This window comes from Leclercia adecarboxylata (genome assembly GCF_023639785.1).
Lineage (GTDB): Bacteria > Pseudomonadota > Gammaproteobacteria > Enterobacterales > Enterobacteriaceae > Enterobacter > Enterobacter adecarboxylatus_D.
In genome coordinates, this window is record NZ_CP098325.1 from 246,975 (window position 1) to 258,727 (window position 11,753).

Below are 11,753 nucleotides of genomic sequence, written 5' to 3' on the forward strand. Positions count from 1 at the left end.
TGCTGCATTCCATATGAGAAACAGGACTTATAACAGCTATACTTTTGGAGCTTTTGCGCTGTACTTGATGCAGGCCAGGCCAATGGCATAAAAACCATCACAATTTTTAGCGACAGAGGCTACAATCGACCGAGGTCACAATTCTCAATTCAGAAGAGTATTGCTATGAAAAATATCAATCCAACGCAGACTGCAGCCTGGCAGGCTTTACAGAAACACTTTGATGAAATGAAAGACGTCACCATCGCGGAGCTGTTCGCGAAAGACGGCGATCGTTTCAATAAGTTCTCCGCGACCTTCGACGATCTCATGCTGGTAGATTTTTCCAAAAACCGCATCACCGAAGAGACGCTGGCAAAACTGCAGGATCTGGCGAAAGAGACCGATCTGAGCGGTGCCATCAAGTCCATGTTCTCCGGCGAGAAGATCAACCGCACCGAAGATCGTGCCGTGCTGCACGTGGCGCTGCGTAATCGTAGCAATACCCCAATTATCGTTGACGGCAAAGACGTGATGCCGGAAGTCAACGCCGTGCTGGAAAAGATGAAAACCTTCTCTGAAGCCATCATCTCAGGTAGCTGGAAAGGTTATACCGGCAAACCGATCACCGACGTGGTGAACATCGGTATCGGCGGCTCCGACCTCGGCCCGTTCATGGTGACCGAAGCGCTGCGTCCGTACAAAAACCACCTCAACATGCACTTTGTCTCTAACGTCGATGGTACCCACATCGCCGAAGTGCTGAAAAAAGTGAATCCGGAAAGCACCCTGTTCCTGGTGGCGTCTAAAACCTTCACGACTCAGGAAACCATGACCAACGCCCACAGCGCGCGCGACTGGTTCCTGAAAACGGCCGGTGACGAGCAGCACGTGGCGAAACACTTCGCGGCGCTCTCCACCAACGCTAAAGCCGTTGGCGAATTCGGTATCGACACCGCCAACATGTTTGAATTCTGGGACTGGGTTGGCGGTCGCTACTCCCTGTGGTCTGCAATCGGCCTGTCCATCATCCTCTCCGTGGGCTACGACAACTTTGTTGAGCTGCTCTCCGGCGCGCATGCGATGGATAAGCACTTCTCCACCACTGCCCCCGAGAAAAACCTGCCGGTGCTGCTGGCGCTGATCGGCATCTGGTACAACAACTTCTTTGGTGCAGAAACCGAAGCGATCCTGCCGTACGACCAGTACATGCACCGTTTCGCCGCCTACTTCCAGCAGGGCAACATGGAATCCAACGGTAAATACGTTGACCGTAACGGCAACGCCGTGGATTACCAGACTGGCCCAATCATCTGGGGTGAGCCAGGCACCAACGGCCAGCATGCGTTCTACCAGCTGATTCACCAGGGCACCAAAATGGTTCCGTGTGACTTCATCGCCCCGGCCATCACTCATAACGCGCTGTCCGATCACCATCCGAAGCTGCTGTCGAACTTCTTCGCGCAAACTGAAGCGCTGGCGTTCGGTAAAGCGCGTGATGTGGTTGAGCAGGAGTATCGCGATCAGGGTAAAGATCCGGCCACCCTGGACCACGTGGTGCCGTTCAAAGTGTTTGAGGGCAACCGTCCGACCAACTCCATCCTGCTGCGTGAGATCACCCCGTTCAGCCTGGGCGCGCTGATTGCCCTGTATGAGCACAAAATCTTCACCCAGGGCGCAATCCTGAACATCTTCACCTTCGATCAGTGGGGCGTAGAGCTTGGTAAACAGCTCGCTAACCGTATCCTGCCTGAGCTGGGTGATAACCAGGAGATCAACAGCCACGATAGCTCCACTAACGGCCTGATTAACCGTTATAAAGCCTGGCGTTAAGGTCTCTGTGTGCCCGGTAGCGCTGTGCTTACCGGGCCTACAGAACCGGTTTTGTAGGCCGGGCAAACGCAGTGCCGCCCGGCAAACCTGCACAAAACATAAACAAAAAATATAGATCCCCGTCACATTTTTGCGTTATACAGGAACCTCGCCCCGGAGAATGAGGTGCTGTATGACATCCCTGACTCGCCCACGCGTTGAGTTCATCTCAACCATTCTGCAGACCGTGCTGAACCTGGGTCTGCTGAGCCTTGGCCTGATCCTGGTCGTCTTCCTCGGTAAAGAGACGGTACATCTGGCTGATGTGCTTTTTGCCCCTGAGCAAACCAGCAAATATGAGCTGGTTGAAGGGCTGGTGGTTTACTTCCTCTACTTTGAATTTATCGCCCTGATCGTGAAGTACTTTCAGTCTGGCTTTCACTTCCCGCTGCGTTACTTTGTCTACATTGGTATCACCGCGATTGTGCGACTGATTATCGTCGATCATAAATCGCCCCTCGACGTGTTGCTCTACTCGGCGGCGATCCTGCTGCTGGTGATGACACTCTGGTTGTGCAACTCGAAGCGACTGAAACGGGAATAAAAAAGGGCGGCCCGAGGGCCGCCGAAAACAGTCACAAGTCTGGATTAATACAGCAAGGCAAAGTTGAGGGTTGCAGTGGAATAACAATGAAACTTAACCTTTCACGCCCCCCGCGGTCAGGCCGTTCACCAGCCAGCGCTGGGCCAGCAGGAACACGACGGTGATCGGGATAGCAGAGAGCACGGCGGCTGCGGCAAAGTCGCCCCACAGGTAGTTTTGCGGGTTGAGGTATTGCTGCATTCCGACCGCCAGCGTGTAGCTGTTCACATCACGCAGCAGCAGTGAGGCCACCGGTACTTCGGTGATGGCGGCGATAAACGACAGAATAAACACCACCGCCAGAATAGGTACCGAGAGCGGCAGCAGCACCAGACGGAACGCCTGCCACGGCGTCGCGCCATCCAGCGACGCCGCTTCTTCCAGCGAGTTGTCGATGGTTTCGAAATAGCCTTTGATGGTCCAGACGTGCAGCGCAATCCCGCCGAGGTAGGCGAAGATCACCCCGCCGTGGGTGTTCAGACCGATAAACGGCACGTACTGGCCGAGGCGGTCAAACAACGCATACAGGGCCACCAGCGACAGCACCGCCGGGAACATCTGGAAAATCAGCATCCCTTTCAGCAGCGTCGCTTTACCCGGGAAGCGCATACGGGCAAAGGCGTAGGCGCAGGTGGTTGAGAGCGTCACGATGCCGATCGCGGTGATGGTGGCGACTTTCACCGAGTTCCACAGCCACAGCAGCACCGGGAACGGTGGCGGGGTGACGCGGCCGTCGGCGTGCTCAACGCTGAAGCCCAGCGCCAGTTTCCAGTGCTCCCAGGAAATTTCGTCCGGGATCAGGCTGCCGGTGGCGAAGTTCCCCGAACGCAGGGAGATGGCGATAACCATCAGCAGCGGGAACATGATTGCCGCGATAAAAATCAGCAGACCCAGGTGGGTGATCAGTAAACGTAATTTCTGTGATTTGGGTTGGACCATAGCCATTTTCAGTACCCTCCTTAGTCAAACTTCATGCGGGTTGCTTTCAGGTTCACGATAGCCAGCGCGCCTACCAGCAGGAAGATCAGGGTGGCGATGGCCGCCGCCAGACCGAAGTCCTGACCCCCGCCGCCTTCGAAAGCGATACGGTAGGTGTAGCTGACGAGCAGGTCGGTGTAGCCTGCTGGCGTGGTGGTGCCGAGACGGTCCGGGCCACCGTTGGTCAACAGCTGAATCAGCACGAAGTTGTTAAAGTTAAAGGCGAAGCTGGCAATCATCAGCGGCGTCAGCGGCTTGATCAGCAGCGGGAGCGTAATCTTAAAGAAGTTCTGGAACGGGGTGGCTCCGTCCATGGCCGAGGCTTCGTACAGATCGTCCGGGATAGCCTTCAGCAGCCCCATGCACAGGATCATCATGTACGGATAGCCGAGCCAGGTGTTGACGATGACGATCATGCTGCGGGCGGTGGTCGGGTCGCTGAACCACGCCGGTTTGATACCAAACAGGCTGCTCAGCATCATGTTGATTTCACCAAAGCTCTGGTTGAACAGCCCTTTGAAAATCAGAATCGAGATGAACGACGGCACAGCGTACGGCAGGATCAGCAGGACGCGGTAGATCGCTTTCCCTTTCAGGGCTTCCCACTGTACCAGGCAGGCCAGCACCATGCCCACCGCCACGGTCAGCAGCACGGTTAATACTGAGAAGACTACGGTCCAGACAAAGATGGCGAAGAACGGTTTCTGAATGCCTTCGTCGGTAAAGACGCGGGTAAAGTTGTCCCAGCCGATGGTCACGGTATAGCCCGGGCTGAGCTTATCGTCACCCCAGGTGCCGTCGGCATTCACGGACTGATAGAAGCCAATATCGTTATTCGGGCGATACTTCACGCCGGTCTGGTTGTTGGTGAGCGTGCTGTCCTCGCCCAGCGTGTACAGCGGGCGAGTGCCGGAGAACTGGCGCAGCGAGCTCATGATGACTTTGCTGGCGTCCGGCAGCTCAGCGGTCAGCTGGGTCAGCGCCTGGCGATTCTGGGTGATGATGCGCAGGTTGGCGCGTTCGCCTTCCGGCAGCGCGTCGGCTTCTTTCAGCGCCAGCTTCTGCTCGCCGCCAAATTTAAAGGCGTCGGAGACGTAGTATTTGCCCGCGGCATCGTCGGTCAGCGCCAGCTTCCACTCGTCGCCGGCAGGGTAGAGACCAAAGTTAAAGGTCTTACCGGCCTGATAAGAACGATCCATCAGCACCTGCTGAGCGCGCTCCTGGGCGAGCTGGTTGGTGCTGCTGTAGTTGGTGAAGGCGATGGCGATGGTGCAAATGAGAGGGAACAGGACAAACAGCCCCATCCCGGCAACGCCCGGATAGACATAGCGCCAGGCGTAGGCTTTGCGGTTAGCAAAAATATAGAGGCCGATTGAGCTTAAAATCAGCGTCATAGCGGCAAACAGGTACTCCCCCTGGGCGTACATTAAAACAACAAGGTAACCCACCAGCAAACCCAGCAGACCAATCACTGACCATTTCAGCGCGTCGCTTTGCCACCAGTGTTTCTTTTTAACGACATCCATGGGGTTCTTCCTCTACAACAAATTCTGTTCTCCCTCTCCCCTCAGGGGAGAGGGCCGGGGTGAGGGGGTTCATGCGACCCTCACCCTAACCCTCTCCCTAAAAGGGAGAGGGGATAACGGCATTACTTGGTAATACGGCCCTGGGCATCTTTCAGCGCGGCATCTACGGTCTGACGACCGCTTGCTGCGTTGATGACCGCAGTACGGGTGGCATACCAGAAGGCAGCCATCTGCGGGATGTTCGGCATGATCTCGCCTTTCTCGGCGTTGCTCATGGTTGCCGCGATACGTGGATCTTTCGCCAGCGTTTCCTGGAAGGATTTCAGCGCTACAGCACCCAGCGGTTTGTCCTTGTTAACTTCCTCCAGACCCTGATCGGTCAGCAGGTAGTTTTCGAGGAACTCTTTCGCCAGCTCTTTGTTCGGGCTGGCGGCGTTGATACCCGCGCTCAGCACGCCAACGAACGGTTTAGACGGTTTGCCATTAAAGGTTGGCAGCACCGCTACGCCGTAGTTGATTTTGCTCTTGTCGATGTTGGACCACGCCCACGGACCGTTGATGGTCATCGCGGTTTCGCCCTTGTTGAAGGCCGCTTCTGCGATGGAGTAGTCGGTATCCGCGTTCATGTGCTTGTTCTTAATCAGGTCAACCAGGAAGGTCAGACCCGCTTTCGCGCCTGCGCTATCCACGCCGACGTCTTTCACGTCGTATTTGCCGTTTTCAAACTTGAATGCGTAACCGCCGTCGGCAGCAATCAGCGGCCAGGTGAAGTACGGCTCTTGCAGGTTGAACATCAGCGCGCTCTTACCTTTCGCCTTCAGCTCTTTATCCAGCGCCGGGATCTCTTCCCAGGTTTTTGGCGGGTTCGGTACGAGGTCTTTGTTGTAGATCAGGGAGAGCGACTCAACCGCAACCGGGTAAGCAATCAGCTTGCCGTTGTAACGCACGGCATCCCAGGTGAACGGGAACAGCTTGTCCTGGAAGGCTTTATCCGGAGAAACTTCAGCCAGCAGGCCAGACTGCGCGTAGCCGCCGAAACGGTCATGCGCCCAGAAGATAATGTCCGGGCCGTCACCGGTCGCCGCAACCTGCGGGAATTTCTCTTCCAGCTTGTCCGGGTGCTCAACGGTCACTTTGATGCCGGTATCTTTCTCGAATTTTTTACCCACTTCGGCCAGACCGTTATAGCCTTTGTCGCCGTTAATCCAGATTACCAGCTTACCTTCTTCAATTTTGGCGAGCGCCGGAGCGGAGATCATCATTGCTGCCAGGGCGGACAATGCGAAAACGCGTGCGCCAGTTTTGATATTCATATCTGCCATCCTTTTTGGTGATGTGCTGTGGATACATTAAGGTGGTTCAACGTCGCTCAGTCTCCTTATTTGACATCCTCTTTCCATCCTCCTGTCCCCTACGCCCCACCCCCTCTTTATGTGATCTGCGTTACATAAATTTCAGTTATGTGCCCTGGCGCACATAAAACTACGGTCAATTTTGCCAGTGACATCACGAATTTAGCCTCAGCCCTCCGGACGTGCTGGCTGAGCCCACTCTCTCATCCTCCCGCCTCCTCCCCCATAAAAAAGGCTGGGGGTGGAGGATTCGCGGGGCGGCCCGATACCGCATAGTCAGCCCATATTGAATGTTTCTGTTGATGACAGGCTGTAACAAGGGAGTAGGGCATGGCGAGCGTAGAACTGCGTAACGTAACGAAAGCCTGGGGCGACGTGGTGGTATCGAAAGATATCAACCTCGATATCCAGGAAGGTGAATTCGTGGTTTTTGTTGGCCCGTCAGGCTGTGGTAAATCCACGCTGCTGCGGATGATTGCCGGCCTGGAGACCATCACCAGCGGCGATCTGATGATTGGCGATACCCGCATGAACGATATCCCGCCAGCGGAACGCGGCGTCGGGATGGTATTCCAGTCCTATGCACTTTATCCCCACCTCTCCGTCGCCGAGAACATGTCGTTCGGCCTTAAGCTGGCCGGCGCCAAAAAAGAGACCATTAACCAGCGCGTAACCCAGGTCGCCGAAGTATTGCAGCTGGCGCACCTGCTGGAGCGTAAGCCGAAGGCCCTTTCCGGTGGTCAGCGTCAGCGTGTGGCGATTGGCCGTACGCTGGTGGCAGAGCCGCGCGTGTTCCTGCTCGATGAACCGCTGTCGAACCTCGACGCCGCGCTGCGCGTGCAGATGCGTATTGAAATCTCCCGTCTGCATAAGCGCCTTGGACGCACCATGATTTACGTCACCCACGATCAGGTCGAAGCGATGACCCTGGCCGACAAGATTGTGGTGCTGGATGCCGGTCGCGTGGCGCAGGTCGGTAAACCGCTGGAACTCTATCACTACCCGGCAGACCGCTTTGTGGCGGGCTTTATTGGCTCGCCAAAGATGAACTTCCTGCCGGTAAAAGTGACCGCCACCGCCATCGATCAGGTTCAGGTCGAACTGCCTAACCGCCAGCAGGTGTGGTTACCGGTAGACAGCGCGAACGTCCAGGTGGGGGCCAATATGTCCCTCGGCATCCGCCCAGAACATCTGCTGCCAAGCCACATCGCCGATGTGACCCTTGAAGGCGAGGTTCAGGTGGTTGAGCAGTTAGGTCATGAAACACAGATTCATATCCAGATCCCCGCCATTCGTCAGAACCTGGTCTACCGCCAGAATGACGTGGTGTTGGTAAAAGAGGGTGCCACATTCGCTATCGGCTTGCCGCCAGAGCGCTGCCATCTGTTCCGTGAGGATGGCACCGCATGTCGTCGGCTGCATCAGGAGCCCGGCGTTTAAGCAATCCCAATAATAAGCACGAAACCATCAGGTGAAGTGTTCAAAGAAAAGCAATGATCTCAGGAGATAGAATAATGATTACTCTGCGCAAAGTCCCTCTGGCGGTCGCCATTGCGGCAGGCATCCTGTCTGCCCAGGCCGGCGCTGTAGACTTTAAAGGTTATGCTCGTTCTGGCATTGGCTGGACCGGGAGTGGTGGCGAACAGCAGTGCTTCCAGGCAACGGGTGCACAAAGTAAATACCGTCTTGGTAACGAATGTGAAACCTATGCCGAGCTGAAACTGGGCCAGGAAGTGTGGAAAGAAGGCGACAAGAGCTTCTACTTCGACACCAACGTAGCCTACTCCGTTTCACAGCAGAACGACTGGGAATCCACCAGCCCGGCCTTCCGTGAAGCTAACGTGCAGGGTAAAAACCTGATTGAATGGCTGCCAGGCTCTACCATCTGGGCCGGTAAGCGCTTCTATCAGCGTCATGACGTACACATGATCGACTTCTACTACTGGGATATCTCCGGTCCTGGTGCAGGTATCGAAAACATCGATCTGGGCTTCGGTAAGCTCTCTCTGGCAGCGACCCGCTCTTCTGAAGCTGGCGGTTCCGCAACCTTCGCCGATCGTGATGCAAACGGCGACCGTATTTATGACAACGTAGTACCAAACGACGTCTTCGACGTTCGTTTAGCCGGTATGGAAATCAACCCAGGCGGTACCCTGGAGCTGGGCGTTGACTACGGTCACACCAACATTCCTGACGACTACTACCTGCAGCCTGGCGCCTCTAAAGATGGCTGGTTGTTCACCGCTGAACACACCCAGAGCATGCTGAAAGGCTTTAACAAGTTCGTTCTGCAATACGGTACGGACTCAATGACCTCCAACGGCAAAGGGATTCCACAGGGCGGTAGCGTGGATAACGACGGCTCTATGATCCGCGTTCTCGACCACGGTGCCATCACCCTGGCTGACCAGTGGGACCTGATGTATGTCGGCATGTACCAGAACATCGACCGCGACAACAACAACGGTACCGAGTGGTGGACCGTCGGTGTTCGTCCGATGTACAAATGGACGCCAATCATGTCCACCCTGCTTGAAGTGGGCTACGACAACGTCAAGTCTCAGAAAACTGACGATAAAAACAGCCAGTACAAAATCACCCTGGCGCAACAGTGGCAGGCAGGCGACAGCATCTGGTCCCGTCCGGCTATTCGTGTCTTCGCAACCTACGCCAAGTGGGATGAGAAGTGGGGTTACGCGAACAACGGTGATACTGGCTACACCTCTGGCGTAGCGTACAGCGACACCTCTGCGAAAACCTTCAGCCGTGGCGACAACGATGAGTGGACCTTCGGCGCCCAGATGGAAATCTGGTGGTAATTCGTAACACCTGATGTATTGACCTGAAAGAGGGGCGCAAGCCCCTCTCGTCGTAGAGTGCTGCGCGCTATTGCCTGGCCACCGCAGTGCTAACGCAATCTGAGGTAAAAACAATGAAAATGAAAAAAAGTCTCGTCGCGCTGTGCCTCTCTGCAGGGCTGCTGGCAAGCGTTCCAGCCATCACTCTGGCAGACGTTAATTTTGTTCCGCAAAACACCAGCGCCGCGCCTGCTATTCCGGGTGCCGCGCTCCAGCAGCTGGTCTGGACGCCTGTCGATCAGTCCAAAACCCAGACAACCCAACTCTCTACCGGTGGCCAGACCTTAAACGTGGCGGGGATCGCCGGTCCGGTGGCGGCCTATAGCGTGCCGGCCAATATCGGTGAAATCACCCTGACGCTGACCAGTATTGTGAACAAACAAACCAGCGTATTCGCCCCGAACGTGCTGATTCTGGACCAGAACCTGACGCCATCGGCCTATTTCTCCAGCGAGTACTTCACCTACCAGGAACCGGGCGTGATGAGCGCTGACCGTCTGGAAGGCGTGATGCGTCTGACGCCTGCGCTGGGCCAGCAAAAAATTTATGTGCTGGTATTTACCACTGACAACGATCTGCAAAAATCCACCAAACTGATTAACCCGGCCAAAGCCTATGCCAAAGGCACCGGCAACGCCGTACCGGATATCCCGGATCCGCTTGCCCGCCACGTCACAGACGGCGAGCTGAAGCTCAAAGTCTCGACTAACAATGCCTCCAGCGTGCTGGTCGGCCCACTGTTTGGCTCCTCCGGCCCGGGTCCGGTCACGGTAGGTAACACCGCCGCGCCTGCGCCTGTGTATGCCGCACCGGCCCCAGCCGCCGCACCTGTCGCTGCGCCAGCCGTTGCCCCGGCCCCGGCGAAGAAGAGCGAGCCGGTGCTTAACGATACCGAAACGTATTTCAATCAGGCCATTAAACAGGCAGTGGCAAAAGGTGACGTCGATAAAGCGCTGAAATTGCTGGATGAAGCAGAGCGTTTAGGCTCGACCACTGCCCGTTCCACCTTTATCAGCAGTGTAAAAGGCAAGGGGTAACCGTCTCCCCACAGTGCTGATTTTGTCAGTAGTTTGGTGCGCCCTTCCGGGCGCACTTTTTTTGTGTAGGATGCAGCTGTTACATCTCTGTTGCGATAATGATCGCTAACTTACGTTTGCCCGCCCCCATTGCCCGTTTCTGCGATACAATAGCTTTACGTTATGTATCGGAGAGTCTGGCATGTCACACCCCGCGCTAACGCAACTGCGTGCGCTGCGCTATTACGACGAAATCCCCGCGCTGGAACCGGAGCAGCTCGACTGGCTGCTGCTGGAAGATTCCATGACCAAACGTTTTGAGCTGCAGGGCAAAAAGGTTACCGTCACCCTCATTCAGGAGGGGTTTGTCACGCCTGACGCGGTTGCGGATGAGCTGCCGTTACTGCCAAAAGAGGCGCGCTACTGGCTGCGGGAGATCCTGCTCTGTGCCGACGGCGAGCCGTGGCTGGCCGGGCGCACCGTGGTGCCAGAGTCCACCCTCACCGGGCCAGAGATGGCGCTGCAGCAGATGGGCAAAACCCCGCTGGGGCGTTATCTGTTTACCTCCTCCGAGCTGACCCGTGATTTTATTGAAATTGGGCGCGACGCCGGGCTGTGGGGACGCCGTTCCCGCCTGCGCTTAAGCGGTAAACCCTTGATGCTGACCGAGCTTTTTTTACCGGCGTCACCGCTGTACTAAGAGGAAGAAAAAATGGAGTGGAGTCTGACGCAGAACAAGCTGCTGGCGTACCACCGTCTGATGCGAACGGATAAGCCGATCGGCGCCTTATTGCTGCTGTGGCCGACCCTGTGGGCGCTGTGGGTGGCGACCCCCGGACTGCCGCCGCTGTGGATCCTGGCGGTATTCGTGGCCGGTGTCTGGCTGATGCGTGCCGCAGGTTGTGTGGTTAACGACTATGCCGATCGCAAATTTGACGGCCACGTGAAACGTACGGCCAACCGCCCGCTGCCGAGCGGCGATGTTACCGAGAAAGAGGCGCGCACGCTGTTTGTGGTGCTGGTCCTGCTCTCGTTCCTGCTGGTGTTAACCCTGAACACCATGACCATTCTGCTCTCCGTGGCAGCGCTGGCTCTTGCCTGGGTCTATCCGTTTATGAAGCGCTACACCCACCTGCCGCAGGTGGTACTGGGCGCCGCCTTTGGCTGGTCTATTCCGATGGCGTTTGCCGCTGTCAGTGAAAGCGTGCCGCTGAGCTGCTGGCTGATGTTCCTGGCCAATATCCTCTGGGCGGTGGCCTACGATACGCAATACGCGATGGTGGACCGCGACGACGATCTCAAGATTGGTATCAAATCGACCGCCATTCTCTTTGGTCGTCAGGACAAACTGATCATCGGGATTTTGCAGGTTGCTGTGCTGGCGCTGATGGTGGCAATTGGTTACCTGAACCAGCTCAGCGGGGCGTTTTACGCGGCGGTTGCGGCGGCGGGCGTGCTGTTTATCTACCAGCAGAAGCTCATTGCCAACCGTGAGCGCGAAGCCTGCTTTAAGGCGTTTTTGAATAACAACTATGTGGGGCTGGTGTTGTTTGTCGGGTTAGCGATTAGCTACTGGGCATAAAAAAATG

At 56.2% G+C, this 11,753-nt stretch carries 10 protein-coding genes; 7 read left to right on the top strand and 3 right to left on the bottom strand.

Annotated elements, in window-relative coordinates; translation table 11 throughout:
- The first annotated feature begins 165 nt into the window (after positions 1-165).
- Together pgi and psiE are read left to right on the top strand one after the other, a co-directional pair.
- Entirely contained in the window at positions 166-1,812 is a 1,647-nt protein-coding gene (gene pgi / locus NB069_RS01160) for a glucose-6-phosphate isomerase (RefSeq protein WP_250587079.1), read from the top strand.
- A gap of 172 nt (positions 1,813-1,984) precedes the next feature.
- Positions 1,985-2,395 (top strand): phosphate-starvation-inducible protein PsiE, encoded by a 411-nt coding sequence (gene psiE / locus NB069_RS01165; RefSeq protein WP_039031922.1) that lies wholly within the window; start codon positions 1,985-1,987, stop codon positions 2,393-2,395.
- Positions 2,396-2,488: 93 nt separating this feature from the next.
- Here psiE and malG read toward each other — a convergent pair whose 3' ends face one another.
- The 3 genes from malG to malE all read right to left on the bottom strand — a co-directional run bounded on the left by malG (position 2,489) and on the right by malE (position 6,251).
- The gene (gene malG / locus NB069_RS01170) at positions 2,489-3,379 is read right to left on the bottom strand and encodes a maltose ABC transporter permease MalG (protein ID WP_250587081.1); all 891 of its coding nucleotides are present in this window, start codon (positions 3,377-3,379) and stop codon (positions 2,489-2,491) included.
- 14 nt (positions 3,380-3,393) lie between these two features.
- Positions 3,394-4,938 carry a maltose ABC transporter permease MalF gene (gene malF, locus NB069_RS01175; RefSeq protein WP_250587083.1) on the bottom strand — a complete coding sequence of 515 codons (1,545 nt, stop codon included), beginning with the start codon at positions 4,936-4,938 and terminating at the stop codon, positions 3,394-3,396.
- Positions 4,939-5,060: 122 nt separating this feature from the next.
- Entirely contained in the window at positions 5,061-6,251 is a 1,191-nt protein-coding gene (gene malE, locus NB069_RS01180; RefSeq protein ID WP_250587085.1) for a maltose/maltodextrin ABC transporter substrate-binding protein MalE, read from the bottom strand.
- A gap of 369 nt (positions 6,252-6,620) precedes the next feature.
- Between malE and malK the strand changes: the two genes are divergently transcribed.
- The 5 genes from malK to ubiA all read left to right on the top strand — a co-directional run bounded on the left by malK (position 6,621) and on the right by ubiA (position 11,746).
- Positions 6,621-7,730 (top strand): maltose/maltodextrin ABC transporter ATP-binding protein MalK, encoded by a 1,110-nt coding sequence (malK, locus tag NB069_RS01185; protein ID WP_250587087.1) that lies wholly within the window; start codon positions 6,621-6,623, stop codon positions 7,728-7,730.
- Between the two features lie 71 nt (positions 7,731-7,801).
- Positions 7,802-9,109, top strand: a complete 1,308-nt coding sequence (locus NB069_RS01190) for a maltoporin (protein WP_250589429.1) — start codon at positions 7,802-7,804, stop codon at positions 9,107-9,109.
- 113 nt (positions 9,110-9,222) lie between these two features.
- Entirely contained in the window at positions 9,223-10,185 is a 963-nt protein-coding gene (malM, locus tag NB069_RS01195) for a maltose operon protein MalM (RefSeq protein ID WP_250587088.1), read from the top strand.
- A 181-nt stretch (positions 10,186-10,366) separates the two neighbouring features.
- On the top strand, positions 10,367-10,864 hold the full coding sequence (gene ubiC, locus NB069_RS01200; protein ID WP_250587089.1) for a chorismate lyase: 498 nt from the start codon (positions 10,367-10,369) through the stop codon (positions 10,862-10,864).
- Positions 10,865-10,876: 12 nt separating this feature from the next.
- Positions 10,877-11,746, top strand: a complete 870-nt coding sequence (ubiA, locus tag NB069_RS01205; RefSeq protein ID WP_250587090.1) for a 4-hydroxybenzoate octaprenyltransferase — start codon at positions 10,877-10,879, stop codon at positions 11,744-11,746.
- The last annotated feature ends 7 nt before the right edge of the window (positions 11,747-11,753 follow it).

Excerpts from the sequence above, each read along its gene's own strand:
- pgi (WP_250587079.1), top strand. The coding sequence starts at position 166 with ATGAAAAATATCAATCCAACGCAGACTGCAGCCTGGCAGGCTTTACAG.
- psiE (WP_039031922.1), top strand. The coding sequence starts at position 1,985 with ATGACATCCCTGACTCGCCCACGCGTTGAGTTCATCTCAACCATTCTG.
- malG (WP_250587081.1), bottom strand. The coding sequence starts at position 3,379 with ATGGCTATGGTCCAACCCAAATCACAGAAATTACGTTTACTGATCACC.
- malF (WP_250587083.1), bottom strand. The coding sequence starts at position 4,938 with ATGGATGTCGTTAAAAAGAAACACTGGTGGCAAAGCGACGCGCTGAAA.
- malE (WP_250587085.1), bottom strand. The coding sequence starts at position 6,251 with ATGAATATCAAAACTGGCGCACGCGTTTTCGCATTGTCCGCCCTGGCA.
- malK (WP_250587087.1), top strand. The coding sequence starts at position 6,621 with ATGGCGAGCGTAGAACTGCGTAACGTAACGAAAGCCTGGGGCGACGTG.
- malM (WP_250587088.1), top strand. The coding sequence starts at position 9,223 with ATGAAAATGAAAAAAAGTCTCGTCGCGCTGTGCCTCTCTGCAGGGCTG.
- ubiC (WP_250587089.1), top strand. The coding sequence starts at position 10,367 with ATGTCACACCCCGCGCTAACGCAACTGCGTGCGCTGCGCTATTACGAC.
- ubiA (WP_250587090.1), top strand. The coding sequence starts at position 10,877 with ATGGAGTGGAGTCTGACGCAGAACAAGCTGCTGGCGTACCACCGTCTG.